Below are 21,064 nucleotides of genomic sequence, written 5' to 3'. Positions count from 1 at the left end.
GGGGCGAGCGTTTTTTTGGTTATTTTTTTTTAGGCGCTTGTAAAAAAAGTGACTCGCCGTAAGGGCGAAACCATAAGCCGCCGTTACCAAAAAAACGGATATGTACACAGTCAACAAAAGACAGGCCGGCTATCAGGCCGCCATCGCGAGCAAGCTCGCTCCCACAGTAAATCGGTACATCCGCAAAATTCAGGTCGATTAACGCACAATAAAAAAGTGCCCCGATCTCTCGACCGGAGCACTTCATAAAACATCGCCAGCTATATCAAAGCATCAAGACTTAGTGCGATACCGCCCCGCTCGCCCCAAGGCCAGTCTGCGAACGAACAAACTGCGGGAAGAACAACGCCCGCTCATTGTCAGCCGCAGTGGACTTGTCGGTAACCGAGAAGAACCAGATCCCGATAAAGGCAATCATCATCGAGAACAGCGCCGGGTACTCATACGGGAAGATGGCCTTCTCGTGATGCAGGATCTGCACCCAGATGGTCGGACCAAGCACCATCAGGCCCACGGCACTGACCAGCCCCATCCAGCCGCCGATCATCGCACCGCGGGTGGTCAGCTTCTTCCAGTACATGGAAAGCAGCAGTACCGGGAAGTTGCAGCTTGCCGCGATGGAGAACGCCAGGCCCACCATGAACGCAATGTTCTGGCTCTCGAACAGGATACCCAGGCCAATGGCCAGCACCGCCAGGGCGATGGTGGTGATTTTCGAGACGCGGATCTCGTCCTTCTCGTTGGCCTTGCCCTTCTTGATCACGCTGGCGTACAGGTCGTGGGACACCGCCGAAGCACCGGCCAGGGTCAGACCGGCAACCACTGCCAGAATGGTCGCGAACGCCACCGCCGAGATGAAGCCCAGGAAAATACTGCCGCCCACCGCGTTGGCCAGATGCACCGCCGCCATGTTGTTACCGCCCAGCAAGGCGCCAGCAGCATCTTTGAAGGCCGGGTTGGTGCTAACCAGCAGGATCGCGCCGAAGCCGATGATGAAGGTCAGGATGTAGAAGTAGCCAATGAAGCCGGTTGCGTACAACACGCTCTTGCGGGCTTCCTTCGCGTCACTCACGGTGAAGAAGCGCATCAGAATGTGTGGCAGGCCAGCGGTACCGAACATCAGCGCCAGACCAAGGGAGAACGCCGAAATCGGATCCTTCACCAGACCGCCCGGGCTCATGATCGCTTCAGCTTTCGGGTGAACCTTGATTGCCTCGGAGAACAGCATGTTGAAGTCGAAGTTGACGTGCTTCATCACCATCAGTGCCATGAAGGAAGCACCGGACAGCAGCAGCACAGCCTTGATGATCTGCACCCAGGTGGTCGCCAGCATGCCGCCGAACAACACGTACAGGCACATCAGGATACCGACCAGGATCACCGCAACGTGGTAATCGAGACCGAACAGCAGCTGGATCAGCTTGCCGGCACCCACCATTTGCGCGATCAGGTAGAACGCCACTACCACCAGCGAACCGCAAGCGGACAGCGAGCGGATCTGGGTTTGCCCCAGGCGATAGGACGCCACGTCGGCAAAGGTGTATTTACCCAGGTTACGCAGGCGCTCGGCAATCAGGAACAGAATGATCGGCCAGCCCACCAGGAAGCCGATCGAATAGATCAGGCCGTCGTAGCCGGAGGTGAATACCAGCGCGGAAATACCCAGAAAGGACGCTGCCGACATGTAGTCACCGGCAATCGCCAGGCCGTTCTGGAAACCGGTGATCTTGCCGCCGGCGGCGTAGTAGTCGGCTGCAGAGTTATTACGCTTGGAAGCCCAGTAGGTGATGCACAGGGTGGCACCGACGAAGGCGACAAACATCACGATCGCCGACACGTTAAGCGGTTGCTTCTGCACGGCACCGGTCAGGGCGTCAGCCGCCCAGGCGCCAGGTGCGAAAGCTGCGATACTCAAAAGAGCCATTAGACGGCGGATCATTGCTGAGCCTCCTTGAGAATCGCATTGTTCAGGTCGTCGAACTCGCCGTTGGCGCGTCGTACGTAGATACCGGTCAGGATGAAGGCCGAGACAATCAGCCCGACACCGATCGGTATGCCCCAGGTAATCGAGGACTCAGGGCTGATTTTCGCCCCCAGCACCTGCGGCCCGTAGGCAATCAGAAGGATGAATCCGGAGTAAAGCCCTAGCATGATCGCCGAAAGAATCCAGGCGAATCGTTCCCTCTTGCTAACCAGCTCCTTGAAGCGCGGGCTGTTTTGAATCGAGAGGTAAATGCTGTCGTTCATTGTTTTTATCCTCGCAGCACAGATTTAGTTGGAACGGTATCCACTCTATGCGGCTGCGGGGCAGGTTCCAGACGACCTTAGTCTTAGAACCACATGACGTATTCGCCAATCTCCAGCACGTACAAAATAAATGTGGGAGCGGGCTTGCTCGCGAAGGCGTCATGTCAGTCAACTTTCAGTCAACTGACAGACAGTATTCGCGAGCAAGCCCGCTCCCACAGGTTAAAGCGAGGTCGACTGTTACTTGGTCCAGGCAGCCACACGCTCAGGGTGTTTGGCGACCCAATCCTTCGCCGCGGCTTCAGGCTTGGCACCGTCCTGAATCGCCAGCATCACCTGGCCGATTTCATCCTTGGATTCCCACTGGAAGTTCTTCAGGAACCTGGCCACTTCCGGCGCCTTGGCTTCCAGCCCCTTGCTGCCGATGCTGTTCACGGTTTCAGCCGCGCCGTACACGCCTTTCGGGTCTTCGAGGAAGCGCAGTTTCCACTTGGCGAACATCCAGTGCGGCACCCAACCGGTCACTGCGATGGATTCGTTCTTCTTCTCGGCACGGGTCAGCTCGGCGATCATGCCGGCGCCGGAACTGGCCTTGAGTTGATAACCGGTCAGGTCGTAGTCCTTGATCGCCTGATCGGTCTTGAGCATCACGCCTGAACCGGCGTCAATGCCGACGATGCGGTTCTTGAAGGTGTCGTCGGTCTTGAGGTCGTCAATGGACTTGGCCTTGACGTACTCCGGCACGATCAGGCCAATTTTCGCGTCCTTGAAGTTCGGGCCGTAGTCGACGACCTGATCCTTGTTCTTCGTCCAGTACTCACCGTGGGTCACCGGCAGCCAGGCCGACAGCATGGCGTCGAGTTTGCCGGTGGCCACGCCCTGCCACATGATCCCGGTAGCGACGGCTTGCAGCTTCACGTCATAACCGAGTTTCTGCCTGATCACTTCAGCCGCCACGTTGGTCGTGGCGACACTGTCCGACCAGCCGTCGACGTAACCAAGCGTCACGTCCTTGCCAGCGGCGCTCGCCACGGCCGAACTGATCGCCAGCACCAAAGCCGCACCTGCGCCCAAGAGTCGTCGCATCTTCATCGTTACTTCCCCGAAAGTGCTGCACTCGACGGATGCCGAGTCGCTTAAACGTATTGTTATGGTGCACAGCGCCCCCATCACGCCCACCGCAAACTCGTTCGAACATCAGCGGAGTACTGACACTTGCGATAATCAACCTGACGCTCTTGGCGACCTGCTCTGCCAGCGACCTCAAGGCATCGAGAAACGACATCAGAAAGCCATTAATCCTCAGCGCTACAAACACCCCCTTCCAATCCGCTCGAACTTTGCATGTCAAAATCATGCAGGCCACCAGACACGCGGCAAATGCAGGTAACATGCGCCGCTTTGTTCCCACACGGCCTGACCATGTCCGCGACCTCCCGCTTCCCTTTTGCTGCTTATCTATTCGCTTGCCTGCTCGGGCTGTTTGCCCTTGTCGGCTTCTGGTACGGCCTCGGCAAACCGGTGATCCTGCCGGACGTCGCCAGCACAACGCACAAGTTGCAATGCGCCTCATACACCCCATTCGATAAAGACCAATCGCCGTTCGACGTGCCATTCAACTTGCGCCCCGAGCGTATGGATGCCGACCTCGCGCTGCTGTCCAAAAGCTTCGAATGTATCCGCACCTATTCCATGACCGGCCTGGAAGCCCTGCCGGATCTGGCGCGCAAGCATGGCTTGAAATTGATGATCGGCGCCTGGGTCAACAGCAACCCGGTGGACACCGAGAAAGAAGTCGACCTGTTGATCGCCTCGGCCAACGCCAACCCGGATGTGGTGAGCGCGGTGATCGTCGGCAACGAAACCCTGCTGCGCAAGGAAGTCACCGGTGCGCAACTGGCGAAGCTGATCAATAAGGTCAAGAGCCAGGTCAAACAGCCTGTCACCTACGCCGACGTCTGGGAGTTCTGGCTCAAGCATCCGGAAATCGCCCCCGCCGTGGATTTCCTGACCATCCACTTGCTGCCGTACTGGGAAGATGATCCTTCGAACATCGACGCCGCCCTGCAACACGTGGCCGACGTACGCAAGGTGTTCGGCAACAAGTTCGCGCCCAAGGATGTGCTGATCGGCGAAACCGGCTGGCCAAGCGAAGGTCGCCAGCGCGAGACAGCCCTGCCGAGCCGGGTCAACGAAGCCAGATTCATTCGCGGTTTTGTCGCCATGGCCGAGCAACAGGGCTGGCACTACAACCTGATCGAAGCCTTCGACCAGCCCTGGAAACGCGCCAGTGAAGGTGCGGTCGGTGGTTACTGGGGACTGTTCGACGCCGATCGCCAGGACAAAGGCGTGCTGGCGGGCCCCGTGACAAACGTACCGTACTGGTCGCAGTGGCTGGCGGTGGGTGGCTTGATCTTCATCGGTACCTTGCTGCTCGGTGGCCGGGTCCGCACGACGCGCTCGGCACTGGTGCTGCCCCTGCTCGGTGCGCTGGCGGCGTGCTCGATTGGCGCCTGGGGCGACCTGGCACGAGTCACCACTCGCTTCACCAGTGAATGGCTGTGGGTCGGGTTGCTGACCGTGCTGAATCTGCTGGTGCTGGCCCATGCCGCGCTGGCATTGAGCCCTCGTGGCGGTTGGCGTGGACAGGCTTTCAACCTGCTGGAACGCCGCGCTGGCTGGCTGGTTGCAACGACAGGTTTCGCGGCAGCCGTAATGATGCTGGAACTGGTGCTCGATCCGCGTTATCGCAGCTTCCCGAGTGTCGCGTTCATTGTGCCTGCGCTGGTATATCTGTGCCGCCCGGTGAACGTGCCGCGCCGCGAGATTGCATTGTTGACCTTCATCATCGGTGCCGGTATTGCACCGCAGCTGTACCGCGAAGGATTGCAGAACCAGCAGGCCTGGGGCTGGGCGCTGGTGAGTGTGTTGATGGTGGCTGCGTTGTGGCGTTGCTTGCGGGTTCGCAAGGTTTAATTTTCATCAACCTTGCTGGCCTCTTCGCGGGCAAGCCCGCTCCCACAAGGATCTTTGTCGTACACAAATTCTGTGTTCACTGGACAACCCTGTGGGAGCGGGCTTGCCCGCGAAGGCTGACTATCAGGCGCTACGAGAAGCCCTGACCAACCGCAACCCCGCAATCACCACCGCAAACACCGCCAGCGTCGTGTTGTACAACGCCAATGCCGGAAACCCGAACACCAGCGCCAGCACCGCCAGCCACCACCCTGCCCGCCCCGGAACAACGAAGCCGACAATCGCAGCCGCCAACGCAGCCCATCCCAGCACTGCGAAGTGAATCATCAGCCCCAGGTTCGATCGCACCTGGCATTCCCAACGATTCGCCTCATCCACGCAAATGCCGACCCACTGCGCATCCTCCATGAAGCCATAACGCGCGCCATAACTGGCGGCCAGCCAGGCAGGCAGCAAAAAAAGCAGAAGGATCACGGGCAGGCGGCGGGACATGAAACACTCCAATTGGCGAAAAACGGCGGCCAGCTTAATCGCCCTCAAGGGTTTCGCAAGCGATAACAACTGTTAACTGGTCATTCAATCGCTGCAAAGTGTATCGTCCAGCTACTATTACTTCGAAATCAGGCCAGTTTGGTGCCGAGGGTTGGCACTTTGGCGCAAATCCGGTGGTCATAGCCTGCGAAATTCATTTGGCACCTTCTTCTAAGGGATTTAGTCATGCTCCGTTCCTTGCGCTTCGCTGCCCTGTTTGGCGGCCTTATATTGAGTGCGTCCGCGCTGGCGGTCGACATTGACGCCGCCAGTTATGGCTACCCCCTGACCAACCCGTTCGAGGCGACCATCGCGACCACGCCACCGGACCTGCGCCCGGAGTTACCCCTGGACGATGACATCGATCAGACGGTGCGTAGCGTCACCCTGCGTCCGGAACGGGCGTTCGAATTGCCGGACAATTTCTGGGCGGTCAAGAAACTCGACTACCGCATTGCCACGCAGGATCACGCCGCACCGCTGATTTTCCTGATCGCCGGTACCGGCGCGCGCTATGACAGCACCCTGAACGAATACCTGAAGAAGCTCTATTACAAAGCCGGCTACCACGTGGTGCAGTTGTCATCGCCCACCAGCTACGACTTCATGAGTGCCGCCTCGCGCTTCGCCACACCAGGTGTTTCCAAGGAAGACGCCGAAGATCTGTACCGGGTGATGCAGGCCGTGCGGGCACAGAACCCGAAAATGCCGGTCACCGATTACTACCTGACCGGATACAGCCTGGGCGCACTGGATGCCGCTTTCGTTTCGCACCTGGACGAAACCCGCCGCAGCTTCAACTTCAAGAAAGTCCTGCTGCTCAACCCGCCGGTCAACCTCTACACCTCGATCACCAACCTCGACAAGCTTGTGCAAACGGAAGTCAAGGGCATCAACTCCAGCACTACATTCTATGAACTGGTACTGAACAAACTGACCCGCTACTTCCAGCAGAAGGGCTACATCGACCTCAATGACGCCCTGCTCTACGACTTCCAGCAGTCCAAGCAGCACCTGACCAACGAGCAGATGGCCATGCTGATCGGCACCTCGTTCCGCTTTTCGGCGGCCGACATTGCCTTCACTTCGGACCTGATCAACCGTCGCGGCCTGATCACCCCACCCAAGTTCCCGATCACCGAGGGCACCAGCCTCACGCCATTCCTCAAGCGCGCGCTGCAATGCGACTTCGACTGCTACATCACCGAACAAGTGATCCCGATGTGGCGCGCCCGCACCGACGGTGGCAGCCTGCTGCAACTGATTGACCAGGTGAGCCTGTATGCGCTGAAGGACTACCTGCACGAAAGCCCGAAGATCGCGGTCATGCACAACGCCGACGACGTGATCCTCGGTCCTGGCGACCTCGGTTTCCTGCGCAAGACCTTCGGCGATCGCCTGACCGTTTACCCGCTGGGCGGCCATTGCGGCAACATTAACTACCGCGTCAACAGCGACGCCATGCTGGAGTTCTTCCGTGGCTAAATATCTCCTGCTTTTGGCAGCGTTACTCTGCGCAGGCGTCGCCAATGCCGACAACAGCAAAGCCAATGCCCCCGTGGTCGTCGACAGCGATGGCTTCAAGGAGCCGCTGAGCAAACTCAAATTCAACCCGGGCCTGGATCAGCGCGAGTTCGAGCGTTCGACCCTCAGCGCGCTGGCCGTCTACGATCCGCTGGAGGAGTGGAACCGGCGCGTCTATCACTTCAACTACCGCTTCGACCAATGGGTGTTCCTGCCGGTGGTCAATGGTTACCGCTACGTCACCCCGAGCTTTCTGCGTACCGGTGTCAGCAACTTCTTCAACAACCTCGGCGACGTGCCGAACCTGTTGAACAGCCTGCTGCAACTCAAGGGCCAGCGCTCGCTGGAAACCACCGGGCGCCTGCTGCTCAACACCACCATCGGCATCGCCGGCCTGTGGGACCCGGCCACCGCCATGGGCCTGCCGCGCCAGAGCGAAGACTTCGGCCAGACCCTGGGCTTCTACGGCGTGCCGGGCGGCGCTTATTTCGTCCTGCCGATCCTCGGTCCGTCGAACCTGCGTGATACCGGTGGCCTGCTGGTGGATTACACGGCCGAGAATGCGATCAACTTCCTCAACGTGGCCGAGGTCAGCTCCAACCATCCGGAAGTCTGGATCCTGCGCGGCATCGACAAGCGCAACCAGACCACTTTCCGTTATGGCCAGCTGAACTCACCATTCGAGTACGAGAAAGTGCGTTACGTATATACCGAAGCGCGCAAGTTGCAGATCGCCGAGTAAACAAGGCAGCTGTAAATCAATGTGGGAGCGGGCTTGCTCCGGGCGGCGATCCGACGAAAGCGGTGTGTCAGACAACCTTTTTGGTGACTGACACGCCCTCTTCGCGAGCAAGCCCGCTCCCACATTTGTTTTGCGTTGTCTTCAGCCTTTCAGGATTTTCCAGATCTTGCTGACAACCATAACCCCACCCAACACCACCGCACCCGCCACAATCCCCGCCACACCATTGAGCAACACCGGCACGATAAATCCGCCGCCACCCGCCGCGGCACCGACACTTTCGATCCAGTGATGCACCACCGGCACACCGTGCGTAAGGATCCCGCCGCCCACCAGAAACATCGCCGCCGTACCAATCACCGACAAGCTCTTCATCATGTACGGTGCCGCACGCAGAATCCCGCCGCCGATGCTTTTCGCCATCTGCCCGGGTTTCTGGGTCAACCACAGGCCGAGGTCGTCGAGCTTGACGATACCCGCCACCAATCCGTACACGCCGACGGTCATGACAATGGCAATGCCCGAAAGCACGATGATTTGCTGGGTCAATGGCGCGCCGGCGACGGTGCCGAGGGTGATGGCGATGATTTCCGCCGAAAGAATGAAGTCGGTGCGGATCGCGCCTTTGATCTTGTCCTTCTCGAACGCCACCAGGTCGATGGCAGGATCGGCCACCGCCTCGACCAACTGCGCATGCTCGGCGACATCTTCAGCCTTGCTGTGCAGGAACTTGTGGGCGAGCTTCTCAAACCCTTCGAAGCACAGATAGGCACCGCCAACCATCAACAACGGCGTGACCAGCCACGGTATGAATGCACTGATCGCCAGCGCCGACGGCACCAGGATCAGTTTATTGATGAACGACCCCTTGGCGACCGCCCAGACCACCGGGATTTCCCGTTCGGCACGCACGCCGCTGACTTGCTGGGCGTTGAGTGCCAGGTCGTCACCGAGTACGCCGGCCGTTTTCTTGGCGGCCATTTGGGTCATCAAAGACACATCGTCCAGCACGGTCGCGATGTCGTCGATCAGCACCAGCAAACTGCTTCCTGCCATGAATCGGGTTTCCTTCTGCAATGAATGCGCAGCAGCATAGCGCGACATAAGAGCCTACGGTGCATTCTTGAGCGCCGCGCGAGGCCGGTGATACCATGCGCAACCGCCAGAACAGGCAAGGAATCACCGGGTTTATGAGCACTATCCGCGAGCGCAACAAACAATTGATCCTGCGTGCCGCCAGTGAGGAGTTCGCCGACAAAGGCTTCGCTGCGACCAAAACCAGCGACATCGCAGCCAAGGCGGGATTGCCCAAGCCCAACGTCTACTACTACTTCAAATCCAAGGAAAACCTCTACCGCGAGGTTCTGGAAAGCATCATCGAGCCCATCCTGCAGGCTTCGACACCGTTCAATCCGGACGGCGAGCCTGGCGAAGTGCTCAGCGGCTACATTCGCTCGAAAATTCGCATCTCCCGCGACCTGCCTTTCGCCTCCAAGGTGTTCGCCAGCGAAATCATGCACGGCGCTCCGCACCTGAGCAGCGATCTGGTCGAACAGCTCAATGGCCAGGCCAAACACAACATCGAGTGCATCCAGACCTGGATCGACCGCGGACAAATCGCCCCCATCGATCCCAACCACCTGATGTTCAGCATCTGGGCCGCCACCCAGACCTACGCCGACTTCGACTGGCAGATCACTGCCATCACCGGCAAGGCCAGGCTGGATGAAGAAGATTACGAAGCGGCAGCGCAGACGATTATCCGGTTGGTGCTCAAGGGGTGTGAGCCGGGCTGAACGACCGCGGTGTGGCCATCGCTGGCAAGCCAGCTCCCACAGGTTTCTGTGTTGAATTCAAAATCTGTGAACGACACAAATCTCCGTGGGAGCTGGCTTGCCAGCGATGAAGGCAACTCGGTGCTGGCTCAAACCCAGATAGCATCCCACAGCGGATAGTCGCCAAGCTTTTCAACAAGTCCGGCCCGCAGTGGATTTGCCACGACATACCGGGCCAACGTCACCAAGTCCTCCTCCCGCCTCAACGCCCGGTCGTGATAGCCCTGCTGCCAAAGCGGCCCGCTTCTACTACTCGAAAGATTCACCTCCCTCGTAATCAGGGATTTGGTCTGGCGCATCAGCTTTCTTAGCGAGCAGTTTTCCAATTCGACCAGCCAATGAAAATGGTCGGGCATGACGACCCAAGCCAATGTTTTTGCCAACCCGACATCTTGTGCCCGGCGAAATTGATGAACCACCAATCTACCCAAGGCGAAGTCGGCAAAAATCGGCTCGCGATCCAGAGTGTTGGTGGTCAGTAAGTAGATTCGATTGGGTTCGGCATAGCGACCCGTGCGCAGGCGATGTGAAGCAGGTGAATCGGCCAATCCTTTGCCACTCTCAAGATGAAGTCATGAGAAGGCTAGCCCTGGAAATGCTGGAGGGTAATGCAGACTTTTAGCTGGATGTGTCCCGTCGATAGCCATCGCGGGCAAGCCCGCTCCCACAGGATCTGATGGTGTACATAAAATATGTGAGCACCTTCGATCATTGTAGGAGCGAGCCTGCTCGCGATGGCATTAGCTCAAATTCAGAAGATCAAGCCGCCACCCCCGCATCCGCCACCAACCCCAGCGCCTCGATGGCAGTGATCGCACACTGCTCGTCAACATCCGACAGATCGCCGCTGATCCCCACCGCCCCCAGCACGTTGCCGTCCTGATCCCGCACCAGCACACCACCCGGTGCCGGCACGACGCTGCCCTGCCCCAGGCTGTTCAACGCGGCGATAAATGCAGGGCGTTGCTGGGCGTCCAGCGCCAGCAGGCGTGAACCCTTGCCCAACGCAATGGCGCCCCAGGCTTTACCGATGGCGACGTGCGGACGCAGCAGGCTGGCGCCGTCTTCGCGTTGCAGGGTGATCAGATGCCCGCCGGCATCCAGTACCGCAATGGTCAAGGGTGCCGCGGCGATTGCACGCCCGGCGGTGATGGCCTCGTTGACCAGGTTGACTGCGACTTTCAAGGTTAAAGCGCTCATGGTGCCGTCCTCATTTTGTTTTTCGGAAAGTCGGTGGGCTGCGCGCTTGCGTCGCAGCCCGATGCAACAAATAGAACACAATGAGTTATTTTTTTGTATACAATAATTATCGAAATGCGCCACATGCGACGAAAAGCCACAGTAGAACGGCCTTCCGACGAATGAAACAAGCGCTTGAGAAAATGGATTGACCTGCGCCGTCCGCCGTGAATACACTCTGCGCAAAGCCACTTGTATACAATTACAAAACGTAAAGAGGCACAAAACCATGAGCAAAATGAGAGCAATCGAAGCCGCCGTTCTGGTGATGCGCCGCGAAGGGGTCGATACCGCTTTTGGCATCCCGGGTGCCGCCATCAACCCGCTGTACTCCGCCCTGCAAAAGGTCGGCGGCATCGATCACGTACTCGCTCGCCACGTTGAAGGCGCCTCGCACATGGCCGAGGGCTACACCCGCACCAAGGCCGGCAACATCGGCGTGTGCATCGGCACTTCCGGCCCTGCCGGTACCGACATGGTCACCGGGCTCTACAGCGCCTCGGCCGACTCGATTCCAATCCTCTGCATTACCGGCCAGGCACCCCGCGCCCGTATGCACAAGGAAGACTTCCAGGCTGTCGACATCACCAGCATCGTCAAGCCAGTCACCAAGTGGGCAACCACCGTTCTCGAACCGGGCCAGGTGCCTTACGCGTTCCAGAAAGCGTTCTATGAAATGCGCTCCGGCCGTCCAGGCCCGGTGCTGATCGACCTGCCGTTCGACGTGCAAATGGCTGAAATCGAATTCGACATCGACGCTTACCAGCCACTGCCGCTGGCCAAGCCGACCGCTAGCCGCGTTCAGGTCGAGAAGGCTTTGGCCTTGCTGGACCAGGCCGAACGCCCATTGCTGGTGGCCGGTGGCGGCATCATCAATGCCGACGCCAGTGATCTGTTGGTGGAGTTCGCCGAACTGACCGGTATTCCGGTTATCCCGACCCTGATGGGCTGGGGCACGATCCCGGACGATCACCCACTGATGGTGGGCATGGTTGGCTTGCAGACCTCGCACCGCTACGGCAACGCGACCATGCTCAAGTCGGACGTGGTGCTGGGCATCGGTAACCGTTGGGCCAACCGTCACACCGGTTCGGTCGACGTGTACACCGAAGGCCGCAAGTTCATTCACGTCGACATCGAAGGCACTCAGATCGGTCGCGTGTTCACCCCGGACCTGGGCATCGTTTCCGACGCCGCTGCCGCGCTGACCGTGTTCATCGAAGTCGCTCGCGAATGGCAAGCCGCCGGCAAGCTGAAGAACCGCAGCGCCTGGCTGCAAGACTGCCAGCAGCGTAAAGCCAGCCTGCAGCGCAAGACTCACTTCGACAACGTGCCGGTCAAGCCGCAACGCGTTTACGAAGAAATGAACCAGGTGTTCGGCAAAGACACCTGCTACGTCAGCACCATCGGTCTGTCGCAGATTGCCGGTGCGCAGTTCCTGCACGTCTACAAGCCGCGCCACTGGATCAACTGCGGTCAGGCAGGCCCGTTGGGCTGGACCATTCCGGCGGCGCTGGGCGTGGTCAAGGCTGATCCGAACCGTAAAGTCGTGGCCCTGTCGGGGGACTATGACTTCCAGTTCATGATCGAGGAATTGGCGGTGGGCGCGCAGTTCAAGCTGCCGTACATCCACGTTGTGGTGAACAACTCGTACCTGGGCCTGATCCGTCAAGCGCAGCGCGGTTTCGACATGGACTACTGCGTGCAGCTGTCCTTCGACAACCTGAACGCGCCGGAACTCAACGGCTACGGTGTCGACCACGTCGCAGTGGCCGAAGGCCTGGGCTGCAAGGCACTGCGTGTATTCGAACCGTCCCAGATCCAGCCTGCCCTGCGCAAGGCCCAGGAGCTGATCGAAGAGTTCAAGGTGCCGGTGATCGTCGAGATCATCCTGGAGCGCGTGACCAACATTTCCATGGGCACCGAGATCAACGCCGTCAACGAATTCGAAGACCTGGCGCTGGTTGGCGACGACGCACCGACTGCGATTTCGTTGCTCGATTAAGAACCTGACACTTGTAGCAGCTGCCGAGGTACGAGGCTGCGTTGCGTGTCCGCAGGACCGCCATCGGGGGGCCGCTTCGCTGCCCAACGCAGCCTCGTGCCTCGGCTGCTGCTACGACTACTTTTTACGGGAGACCACCATGCCGCGTTTCGCAGCCAACCTGTCCATGCTGTTCACCGAACAGGACTTTCTCGCCCGTTTCGAAGCGGCCGCCAAGGCCGGCTTCACTGGTGTCGAATACCTGTTCCCGTACGACTTCAGCTCCGCCGAAATCAAGGCCCAGCTTGACGCACACGGTCTGACCCAAGTGCTGTTCAACCTGCCGGCCGGTGACTGGGCCAAGGGCGAGCGCGGTATCGCGTGCCTGCCGGACCGGGTCGAAGAATTCCGTGCCGGTGTCGACCTGGCCATCGCTTACGCGCAAGTGCTGGGCAACACCCAGGTCAACTGCCTGGCCGGTATTCGTCCGCAGGGCTTTGACGATGCCACCGTGGAGAAAACCTTCGTCGCCAACCTCAAGTACGCGGCCGACAAGCTGCAAGCGGTGGGTATCAAGCTGGTGATGGAAGCGATCAACACCCGCGACATCCCGGGTTTCTACCTGAACAACACGGCGCAAGCCCTGTCGATTCGCGAGCAGGTCGGCAGCGCCAACCTGTTCCTGCAGTACGACATCTACCACATGCAAATCATGGAAGGCGATCTGGCCCGCACCCTGCAATCGCACCTGGGCGAGATCAACCATGTACAGCTCGCGGACAACCCGGGGCGCAACGAACCAGGCACCGGTGAAATCAACTACCGCTTCCTGTTCGAACACCTGGACCGCATCGGTTACCAGGGTTGGGTCGGTTGCGAATACAAGCCGCTGACCACCACTGAAGCGGGTCTGGGCTGGCTCAAGACTCATAACGCGATCTAACACAAATCCCTGTGGGAGCGAGCTTGCTCGCGATAGCGGTGGGACAGTCAACTTCAATGCTGAATGTTATGGCCCCATCGCGAGCAAGCTCGCTCCCACATAAAAGCAGCACTCCCCTATTTGCTTGAAGCAGCAACAAAAACAAGAGGATTTTCTCATGGCTAAAATCGGATTTATCGGCACCGGCATCATGGGCCACCCAATGGCGGCGAACCTGCAGAAAGCCGGTCACAGCCTGTTCCTGTCGGCCCACCACGACCCTGCGCCTGCCGACCTGGTTGCCGCCGGCGCCGTTGCCCTGGCGAACCCGAAGGAAGTTGCCCAGGAAGCCGAGTTCATCATCGTCATGGTGCCCGATACCCCGCAGGTCGATGACGTGCTGTTCCGCGCCGACGGTATCGCTGCCGGCGTGGGCAAAGGCAAAGTGGTCATCGACATGAGCTCGATCTCCCCGACCGCCACCAAGGCTTTCGCGGCCAGGATCAACGAAAAAGGCGCGCAATACCTCGACGCCCCGGTCTCCGGTGGTGAAGTCGGCGCCAAGGCTGCGACCCTGAGCATCATGGTCGGCGGCGATGCCGATGCCTTCGAACGCGCCCTGCCGCTGTTCCAGGCCATGGGCAAGAACATCACTCTGGTCGGTGGCAACGGCGACGGTCAAACCGCCAAGGTGGCCAACCAGATCATCGTGGCCCTGAACATCCAGGCGGTGGCCGAAGCCCTGCTGTTCGCTTCGAAAAATGGTGCCGATCCAGCCAAGGTGCGTGAAGCACTGATGGGCGGTTTCGCCTCCTCGAAGATCCTCGAAGTGCACGGCGAGCGCATGATCAAGGGCACCTTCGATCCAGGCTTCCGAATCAGCCTGCACCAGAAGGACCTGAACCTGGCCCTGCAAGGCGCCAAGGAGCTGAACATCAACCTGCCGAACACCGCCAACACCCAGCAAGTGTTCAGCACCTGCGCGGCCATCGGTGGCAGCAACTGGGACCACTCGGCGCTGATCAAGGGTCTGGAACACATGGCGAACTTCTCGATTCGCGACAAAAAATAATCTGCGCCTCTGGCTCGCTCCCTGTGGGAGCGGGCTTGCCCGCGATGGCATCGATGCGGTTTTCCTGAATGACCGCGGCGCCTGAATCGCTGGCAAGCCAGCTCCCACAGGACCGAGTCGCAACACCTGCTGTCGTCTTATCCCAATAACAAGAATTCCGGGAGCCCGCCATGTCGGTCGATCCGCAACAATTGCTGCGCGAGCTGTTTGCCACAGCCATCGACGCGGCGCATCCGCAACAAGTCCTCGAAGCCCATCTGCCTGCCGACCGTACGGGTCGCGTGATCGTCATTGGCGCCGGCAAAGCCGCAGCCGCCATGGCCCAGGTAGTCGAGCGTTGCTGGCAGGGCGAAGTGTCAGGCCTGGTGGTGACCCGTTACGGCCACGGCGCGCCTTGCGAAAAAATCGAAGTGGTCGAAGCCGCGCACCCGGTACCGGACGCCGCCGGCCTGGCCGTGGCCAAGCGTGTGCTTGAACTGGTCAGCGACCTCAGCGAAAACGACCGCGTGATCTTCCTGCTTTCCGGTGGTGGCTCTGCCCTGCTGGCTCTGCCGGCCGAAGGCATCACCCTGGCCGACAAGCAATCGATCAACAAAGCCCTGCTCAAGTCCGGCGCGACCATCGGCGAGATGAACTGCGTGCGCAAGCACCTCTCGGCGATCAAGGGCGGCCGCCTGGGCAAAGCCTGCTGGCCCGCCACGGTCTACACCTATGCGATTTCCGATGTACCGGGCGACCTTGCCACGGTCATCGCCTCCGGCCCTACCGTGGCCGACCCGAGCACGTCGGCCGAAGCGCTGGCGATCCTCAAACGCTACACCATCGAGGTTCCGGCTTCGGTGCGCACCTGGCTGCAAAGCCCCGAGTCGGAAACCGTCAAACCCGGCGACCCGAGCCTGGCCCGCAGTCATTTCCAGTTGATCGCCCGCCCGCAGCAATCCCTTGAAGCGGCGGCGGTGAAATGCCGTCAGGCCGGGTTCAGCCCGCTGATCCTCGGCGACCTGGAAGGCGAATCCCGCGAGGTGGCGAAAGTCCACGCCGGCATCGCACGGCAGATAGTCCTGCACGGTCAGCCGCTGGCGGCGCCCTGCGTGATTCTCTCCGGCGGCGAAACCACCGTCACCGTGCGCGGCAATGGCCGTGGCGGGCGCAATGCCGAGTTCCTGCTGAGCCTGACCGACAGCCTCAAGGGCCTGCCCGGCGTCTACGCGCTGGCCGGTGACACCGACGGCATCGACGGCTCCGAAGACAACGCCGGCGCGATCATGACCCCGGACAGTTACGCCCGTGCTGCCGCCCTGGGCCTGAGCGCCAGCGACGAGTTGGACAACAACAACGGTTACGGCTACTTCGAGGCGCTGGACGCCTTGATCGTCACCGAACCGACCCGTACCAACGTCAACGACTTCCGCGCCATTCTGATCCTTGAGAGCACTAAACATGACGCCTGATAAAAAGGTCAAAATCCTCGCCACCCTGGGACCTGCCATTGACGGTATCGATGCCATCCGTGAGCTGGTGCTGGCCGGGGTCAACATCTTCCGCCTGAACTTCAGCCATGGCGATCACGCCGACCATGCCCAGCGTTTCCAGTGGATTCGTGAAGTCGAGCGCCAGCTCAATTATCCATTGGGCATCCTGATGGACCTGCAAGGCCCGAAACTGCGGGTCGGAAAATTTGCCGACGGCAAGGTGCAACTGGTACGCGGCCAGGCCCTGCGCCTGGACCTCGATGCCACGCCGGGCGATGAGCGCCGGGTCAACCTGCCCCACCCGGAAATCATCGCCGCCCTGGAGCCGGGCATGGACCTGCTGCTGGACGACGGCAAGTTGCGTCTGCGGGTAGTGACCAAGTACGCCGACGCCATCGACACCACCGTGATCAATGGCGGCGAACTGTCGGACCGCAAAGGCGTGAACGTGCCACAAGCAGTGCTCGACCTGAGCCCGCTGACCGCCAAGGATCGCCGCGACTTGACCTTCGGTCTGGAGCTGGGCGTGGACTGGGTGGCGCTGTCGTTCGTGCAGCGTCCAGATGACATCCGCGAAGCCCGCAGCCTGATCGGCGACAGGGCGTTCCTGATGGCCAAGATCGAGAAGCCCTCGGCGGTCGAGCAACTGCGCGAGATCGCAGAACTGAGCGACGCGATCATGGTCGCCCGGGGTGACCTGGGTGTGGAAGTGCCGGCCGAAAGCGTGCCGCAGATCCAGAAGAACATCATCGGCACCTGCCGCCAGCTCGGCAAACCGGTGGTGGTGGCGACCCAGATGCTGGAGTCGATGCGCTTCTCACCGGCGCCAACCCGCGCCGAGGTCACCGATGTGGCCAACGCCGTGGCCGAAGGTGCGGACGCGGTAATGCTGTCGGCGGAAACCGCGTCCGGCGAATACCCGCTCGAAGCCGTGCAGATGATGAGCAAGATCATCCGCCAGGTGGAAAACGGTCCGGACTATCAGACTCAACTCGACGTCAGTCGACCGAAAGCCGAGGCGACTGTTTCCGACGCGATCAGCTGCGCCATTCGCCGCATCAGCAACGTGCTGCCGGTGGCGGTGCTGGTGAACTACAGCGAGTCCGGCGCGTCGAGCCTGCGTGCGGCGCGGGAGCGGCCGACGGTGCCGATCCTCAACCTGACACCGAACCTGCAGACCGCCCGTCGCCTGAGCGTGGCCTGGGGTGTGCACTCGGTGGTCAACGATCGCCTGCGCCAGGTCGATGAAGTGTGCTCCACAGCGCTGGAGATCGCCCAGGCCCAGGGCATGGCGCAGCGTGGCGACACGTTATTGATCACCGCCGGTGTGCCGTTTGGGCAGCCGGGATCGACTAACTCTCTGCGTATCGAGACATTGATCTAGCGCCTGTACCGGCCTCATCGCGAGCAAGCTCGCTCCCACAGTTGATTTGTGTACGGCACAAATACAATGACTGAGCAAAGACTCAATGTGGGAGCGAGCTTGCTCGCGATGCAGGCAACTCGGTCCCACTGACTTTCAGAACTGCCATGCCTGCCAACCATTTCAACACCCACTGCCCCGACTGGGCCGAAGCGTTGCTCAACGGCTTCAGCCAGATCTTTCTCCAGCGTAATCCGCTGTGCGGCCTGCTGTGCGTCCTGGCCATTTTGTTCACGGCGCCCGCCTTGCTCGGCGGCGCCTTGCTCGGTGGTGTCGCCGGGCTGCTCACCGCGCAACGCCGCAACTATGCCAAGGCCGATCGTCAGGCCGGGTTGTTCAGCTACAACGGCGTTCTGCTCGGTCTGTTGCTGAGCCTGTATTTCCCCTGGTCGGCGATGATGCCGCCACTGATTCTGGCCGCCGGAGGCCTGAGCGCGATGGTCACCCAGCAGTGGCTCAAGCGCATCCGGTTCAGCCAATACCTGCCGGCCTACACCGCGCCCTTCGTCGGGCTGGGCTGGTTGCTGCTGTGCTTCGCCACGCCCTCGACAGAGCCGCATTTGATCGAAGTCAGCACGCTGAACATGCTCGCCGCGCCCCTCAAAGGCCTCGGCCAGGTGATGTTCCTCGGTCATCCGCTGGCCGGTGCGATGATTGCCGCCGGTTTGCTGATCGCCGATCGCCGCGCATTCTGCTGGGCGTTGCTGGCGTCTGTCGCGGGCATGGGCTGGAGCCTGCTGCACCACGACTTCTACACCGCACTGCTCGGCCTCGGTGGCTATAACGCCGTGCTGGCCGCCCTCGCCTTCAGCTCGCAGCGCCGCCAACCGTGGCTGCCGCTGGTTGGCATCGGCCTGGCGCTGTTGCTGACGCCGCTGTTTGCCGCCATCGGTCTGCCCACCCTGACCGCGCCATTCATTCTTGCCGGCTGGCTGATTCGCAGTGTTATTCAAATGCTCGGCAAAGCCACGGTCGAAAGCGCGCCTTGCGCTCCCGGGGAGAATCAACCTAGGCTGCGCTGATTTGCGGCCAAGGCGATGTGCATGATCAGCAACGACACGTGGCGTAATCGCCTGTACGTGATTATTTTCCAGACCGACACCGTCGCCGGTCGACGCTTCGACTCCACTCTGCTGCTGATCATCCTCGCCAGCCTGGTGGTGGTGGTCCTGGACAGCATCGATGACGTCCACCAGAACTACGCCAGCCTGCTGGCGTATATCGAGTGGGGCTTCACGGTGATCTTCCTCGGCGAGTACATCCTGCGCCTGTACTGCTCGCCCAAGCCCCTGCGCTATGCCTTCAGTTTCTATGGACTGGTGGACGTGCTGGCCATCGTGCCCGGCATTCTCGCGCTGTACTACAGCGATGCCCAGTACCTGCTGATCATCCGGGTGATCCGGATGCTGCGGATCTTCCGCGTGCTCAAGCTCGGTCCGTACCTCAAGCAAGCCCATTACCTGCTCGATGCCCTGCGCGGCAGCAAGCAGAAGATCCTCGTGTTCCTGCTCAGCGTCTGCACCCTGGTGACGGTGTTCGGCACCCTTATGTACGTGGTCGAAGGCCCGCAACATGGCTTCACCAGCATTCCCAAGGGCATTTACTGGGCTATCGTGACCCTGACCACCGTCGGTTACGGCGACATCGTGCCCAAGACCGCACTGGGCCAGGTCATCTCGTCGATGGTGATGATCACCGGTTACTCGATCATCGCCGTGCCCACCGGGATTTTCACCGCCGAACTGGCCACGGCCATGCGTGGCGGCCAGTTGCATCGCGACTGCCCGGTGTGTGCCAAGGACAGCCATGAACCCGAGGCGTCGTTCTGCTCCCGATGTGGCAATGCATTGTTCAAAAAACTGGAATAAGCAAAGAGCTTTTTAATCTTTAAGGGACTAAACGGGCCCGGTTATAGTCGCTGGCAAATTGCCCCACTTTTAATAGAACAAGGAATTCGCAGTGAAAAAACTCTTTGGCGCCTCGCTTCTCGCCGCTGGCCTGGCCCTGGGCAACATCGCCCAGGCGGCACCGACCCTGCTCAACGTTTCCTACGACGTGATGCGAGATTTCTACAAGGACTACAACACTGCGTTCCAGAAACACTGGCAAGCCGAGCACAACGAAAACATCGTCCTGCAAATGTCCTTCGGCGGCTCCAGCAAACAGGCGCGTTCGGTGATCGACGGCTTGCCGGCCGATGTCATCACCATGAACATGGCCACCGACATCAACGCCCTGGCGGACAACGGCAAACTGGTCCCGGACAATTGGGTCACGCGCCTGCCCAACAACAGCGCACCGTTCACCTCGGCCACCGTGTTCATCGTGCGCAAGGGCAACCCGAAAGCCCTGAAAGACTGGCCGGACCTGCTCAAGGATGGCGTCCAGGTCATCGTCCCGAACCCGAAAACCTCCGGTAACGGTCGCTACACCTACCTCTCGGCCTGGGGCTACGTGCTGAAAAACGGCGGCGACGAGAACAAGGCCAAAGACTTCGTCGGCAAGCTGTTCAAGCAAGCGCCGGTACTCGATACCGGCGGCCGTGCCGCCACCACCACTTTCATGACCAACCAGATCGGCGACGTACTGGTGACTTTCGAAAACGAAGCGGAAATGATCGCCCGCGAGTTCGGCCGTGATCAGTTCGAAGTCATCTACCCAAGCGTTTCCGCCGAAGCCGAGCCACCGGTGTCGGTGGTCGACAAGACCGTCGACAAGAAAGGCACCCGTGCGGCGGCCGAGGAATACCTGAAGTACCTGTGGTCGCCGCAAGGCCAGGAGATCGCTGCCGCCAATTACCTGCGCCCGCGTGACCCGGCCGTGCTGGCCAAGTACACCGACCGTTTCCCGAAAGTGGACTTCCTGTCCGTCGAGAAAACCTTCGGCGACTGGCGCACCGTGCAGAAGACCCACTTCAACGATGGCGGGGTTTTCGACCAGGTCTACAGCGGTCAGTGATCACTGAACGGCAATGAAAAAGGCGACCTGCACAGGTTAATGCCGATCAGTCAGGCGAACCCGGACGCTACGCCTTCTTTGTAGCAGCTGCCGAAGGCTGCGTCCGGCTGCGCAGCAGTCGTAAATCCGGCTTGCACGA

General features: G+C 60.2%; 19 protein-coding genes. 12 read left to right on the top strand and 7 right to left on the bottom strand.

What is annotated here, in order from left to right; genetic code table 11:
- Window positions 1-280 precede the first annotated feature (280 nt).
- From PMI34_RS06155 to PMI34_RS06165, 3 genes are all read right to left on the bottom strand, one after another.
- The gene (locus tag PMI34_RS06155; protein WP_008052645.1) at window positions 281-1,939 is read right to left on the bottom strand and encodes a cation acetate symporter; all 1,659 of its coding nucleotides are present in this window, start codon (window positions 1,937-1,939) and stop codon (window positions 281-283) included.
- On the bottom strand, window positions 1,936-2,247 hold the full coding sequence (locus PMI34_RS06160) for a DUF485 domain-containing protein (RefSeq protein WP_008052644.1): 312 nt from the start codon (window positions 2,245-2,247) through the stop codon (window positions 1,936-1,938). The genes PMI34_RS06155 and PMI34_RS06160 overlap by 4 nt, the downstream gene beginning before the upstream one ends.
- A gap of 240 nt (window positions 2,248-2,487) precedes the next feature.
- Window positions 2,488-3,339: a glycine betaine ABC transporter substrate-binding protein gene (locus tag PMI34_RS06165; protein WP_008052643.1), complete on the bottom strand. Its 852-nt coding sequence runs from the start codon at window positions 3,337-3,339 to the stop codon at window positions 2,488-2,490.
- Between the two features lie 288 nt (window positions 3,340-3,627).
- On the opposite strand from PMI34_RS06165, the gene PMI34_RS06170 reads away from it, so the two are divergent.
- Window positions 3,628-5,223, top strand: a complete 1,596-nt coding sequence (locus tag PMI34_RS06170; protein ID WP_008052642.1) for a glycoside hydrolase family 17 protein — start codon at window positions 3,628-3,630, stop codon at window positions 5,221-5,223.
- Between the two features lie 123 nt (window positions 5,224-5,346).
- On the opposite strand, the gene PMI34_RS06175 is transcribed toward PMI34_RS06170, so the two are convergent.
- Entirely contained in the window at window positions 5,347-5,715 is a 369-nt protein-coding gene (locus tag PMI34_RS06175; protein WP_008052641.1) for a hypothetical protein, read from the bottom strand.
- Window positions 5,716-5,940: 225 nt separating this feature from the next.
- On the opposite strand from PMI34_RS06175, the gene PMI34_RS06180 reads away from it, so the two are divergent.
- Both PMI34_RS06180 and PMI34_RS06185 read left to right on the top strand, forming a co-directional pair.
- Window positions 5,941-7,239: a hypothetical protein gene (locus PMI34_RS06180; protein ID WP_008052640.1), complete on the top strand. Its 1,299-nt coding sequence runs from the start codon at window positions 5,941-5,943 to the stop codon at window positions 7,237-7,239.
- Window positions 7,232-8,020: an MlaA family lipoprotein gene (locus PMI34_RS06185; protein WP_008052639.1), complete on the top strand. Its 789-nt coding sequence runs from the start codon at window positions 7,232-7,234 to the stop codon at window positions 8,018-8,020. Before PMI34_RS06180 ends, PMI34_RS06185 begins: the two co-directional genes overlap by 8 nt.
- A 141-nt stretch (window positions 8,021-8,161) precedes the next feature.
- Here the strand turns inward: PMI34_RS06185 and PMI34_RS06190 are convergent, their stop codons facing one another.
- A complete protein-coding gene (locus PMI34_RS06190; protein WP_008052638.1) occupies window positions 8,162-9,076 on the bottom strand; it encodes a DUF808 domain-containing protein in 915 nt (304 codons plus the stop codon).
- Between the two features lie 134 nt (window positions 9,077-9,210).
- Here PMI34_RS06190 and PMI34_RS06195 point away from each other — a divergent pair, with 134 nt between their 5' ends.
- Window positions 9,211-9,816 (top strand): TetR/AcrR family transcriptional regulator, encoded by a 606-nt coding sequence (locus PMI34_RS06195; RefSeq protein ID WP_032829822.1) that lies wholly within the window; start codon window positions 9,211-9,213, stop codon window positions 9,814-9,816.
- Between the two features lie 128 nt (window positions 9,817-9,944).
- On the opposite strand, the gene PMI34_RS0127470 is transcribed toward PMI34_RS06195, so the two are convergent.
- Both PMI34_RS0127470 and PMI34_RS06200 read right to left on the bottom strand, forming a co-directional pair.
- Window positions 9,945-10,403 (bottom strand): REP-associated tyrosine transposase, encoded by a 459-nt coding sequence (locus PMI34_RS0127470; RefSeq protein WP_032829821.1) that lies wholly within the window; start codon window positions 10,401-10,403, stop codon window positions 9,945-9,947.
- A 211-nt stretch (window positions 10,404-10,614) separates the two neighbouring features.
- Window positions 10,615-11,055 (bottom strand): GlcG/HbpS family heme-binding protein, encoded by a 441-nt coding sequence (locus PMI34_RS06200; protein ID WP_008052635.1) that lies wholly within the window; start codon window positions 11,053-11,055, stop codon window positions 10,615-10,617.
- 268 nt (window positions 11,056-11,323) lie between these two features.
- On the opposite strand from PMI34_RS06200, the gene gcl reads away from it, so the two are divergent.
- The 8 genes from gcl to PMI34_RS06240 all read left to right on the top strand — a co-directional run bounded on the left by gcl (window position 11,324) and on the right by PMI34_RS06240 (window position 20,925).
- Complete coding sequence (gene gcl / locus PMI34_RS06205; RefSeq protein WP_008052634.1) at window positions 11,324-13,099, top strand: glyoxylate carboligase; 1,776 nt, start codon at window positions 11,324-11,326, stop codon at window positions 13,097-13,099.
- 139 nt (window positions 13,100-13,238) lie between these two features.
- Complete coding sequence (gene hyi, locus PMI34_RS06210; protein ID WP_008052633.1) at window positions 13,239-14,021, top strand: hydroxypyruvate isomerase; 783 nt, start codon at window positions 13,239-13,241, stop codon at window positions 14,019-14,021.
- A 157-nt stretch (window positions 14,022-14,178) separates the two neighbouring features.
- A complete protein-coding gene (locus PMI34_RS06215; RefSeq protein WP_008052631.1) occupies window positions 14,179-15,072 on the top strand; it encodes a 2-hydroxy-3-oxopropionate reductase in 894 nt (297 codons plus the stop codon).
- Between the two features lie 170 nt (window positions 15,073-15,242).
- The gene (locus PMI34_RS06220; protein ID WP_008052629.1) at window positions 15,243-16,523 is read left to right on the top strand and encodes a glycerate kinase type-2 family protein; all 1,281 of its coding nucleotides are present in this window, start codon (window positions 15,243-15,245) and stop codon (window positions 16,521-16,523) included.
- Window positions 16,513-17,928 carry a pyruvate kinase gene (pyk, locus tag PMI34_RS06225; protein WP_008052628.1) on the top strand — a complete coding sequence of 472 codons (1,416 nt, stop codon included), beginning with the start codon at window positions 16,513-16,515 and terminating at the stop codon, window positions 17,926-17,928. Before PMI34_RS06220 ends, pyk begins: the two co-directional genes overlap by 11 nt.
- Before the next feature lie 146 nt (window positions 17,929-18,074).
- Window positions 18,075-18,989: an urea transporter gene (locus PMI34_RS06230; protein WP_008052627.1), complete on the top strand. Its 915-nt coding sequence runs from the start codon at window positions 18,075-18,077 to the stop codon at window positions 18,987-18,989.
- Between the two features lie 21 nt (window positions 18,990-19,010).
- On the top strand, window positions 19,011-19,835 hold the full coding sequence (locus PMI34_RS06235; RefSeq protein ID WP_008052626.1) for an ion transporter: 825 nt from the start codon (window positions 19,011-19,013) through the stop codon (window positions 19,833-19,835).
- Window positions 19,836-19,926: 91 nt separating this feature from the next.
- Complete coding sequence (locus PMI34_RS06240) at window positions 19,927-20,925, top strand: sulfate ABC transporter substrate-binding protein (protein WP_008052625.1); 999 nt, start codon at window positions 19,927-19,929, stop codon at window positions 20,923-20,925.
- The last annotated feature ends 139 nt before the right edge of the window (window positions 20,926-21,064 follow it).

It is taken from the genome of Pseudomonas sp. GM74, from assembly GCF_000282455.1.
Taxonomy (GTDB): domain Bacteria; phylum Pseudomonadota; class Gammaproteobacteria; order Pseudomonadales; family Pseudomonadaceae; genus Aquipseudomonas.
The sequence above is the reverse complement of the archived record's forward strand: the minus strand, read 5'-3'. Positions and strand labels throughout refer to the sequence as shown.

What these genes read in the sequence shown, in the direction of transcription:
- PMI34_RS06155 (WP_008052645.1), bottom strand. Translation starts at nt 1,939, where the DNA reads ATGATCCGCCGTCTAATGGCTCTTTTGAGTATCGCAGCTTTCGCACCT.
- PMI34_RS06160 (WP_008052644.1), bottom strand. Translation starts at nt 2,247, where the DNA reads ATGAACGACAGCATTTACCTCTCGATTCAAAACAGCCCGCGCTTCAAG.
- PMI34_RS06165 (WP_008052643.1), bottom strand. Translation starts at nt 3,339, where the DNA reads ATGAAGATGCGACGACTCTTGGGCGCAGGTGCGGCTTTGGTGCTGGCG.
- PMI34_RS06170 (WP_008052642.1), top strand. Translation starts at nt 3,628, where the DNA reads ATGCAGGTAACATGCGCCGCTTTGTTCCCACACGGCCTGACCATGTCC.
- PMI34_RS06175 (WP_008052641.1), bottom strand. Translation starts at nt 5,715, where the DNA reads ATGTCCCGCCGCCTGCCCGTGATCCTTCTGCTTTTTTTGCTGCCTGCC.
- PMI34_RS06180 (WP_008052640.1), top strand. Translation starts at nt 5,941, where the DNA reads ATGCTCCGTTCCTTGCGCTTCGCTGCCCTGTTTGGCGGCCTTATATTG.
- PMI34_RS06190 (WP_008052638.1), bottom strand. Translation starts at nt 9,076, where the DNA reads ATGGCAGGAAGCAGTTTGCTGGTGCTGATCGACGACATCGCGACCGTG.
- PMI34_RS06195 (WP_032829822.1), top strand. Translation starts at nt 9,211, where the DNA reads ATGAGCACTATCCGCGAGCGCAACAAACAATTGATCCTGCGTGCCGCC.
- PMI34_RS06200 (WP_008052635.1), bottom strand. Translation starts at nt 11,055, where the DNA reads ATGAGCGCTTTAACCTTGAAAGTCGCAGTCAACCTGGTCAACGAGGCC.
- gcl (WP_008052634.1), top strand. Translation starts at nt 11,324, where the DNA reads ATGAGCAAAATGAGAGCAATCGAAGCCGCCGTTCTGGTGATGCGCCGC.
- hyi (WP_008052633.1), top strand. Translation starts at nt 13,239, where the DNA reads ATGCCGCGTTTCGCAGCCAACCTGTCCATGCTGTTCACCGAACAGGAC.
- PMI34_RS06215 (WP_008052631.1), top strand. Translation starts at nt 14,179, where the DNA reads ATGGCTAAAATCGGATTTATCGGCACCGGCATCATGGGCCACCCAATG.
- PMI34_RS06220 (WP_008052629.1), top strand. Translation starts at nt 15,243, where the DNA reads ATGTCGGTCGATCCGCAACAATTGCTGCGCGAGCTGTTTGCCACAGCC.
- pyk (WP_008052628.1), top strand. Translation starts at nt 16,513, where the DNA reads ATGACGCCTGATAAAAAGGTCAAAATCCTCGCCACCCTGGGACCTGCC.
- PMI34_RS06230 (WP_008052627.1), top strand. Translation starts at nt 18,075, where the DNA reads ATGCCTGCCAACCATTTCAACACCCACTGCCCCGACTGGGCCGAAGCG.
- PMI34_RS06235 (WP_008052626.1), top strand. Translation starts at nt 19,011, where the DNA reads ATGATCAGCAACGACACGTGGCGTAATCGCCTGTACGTGATTATTTTC.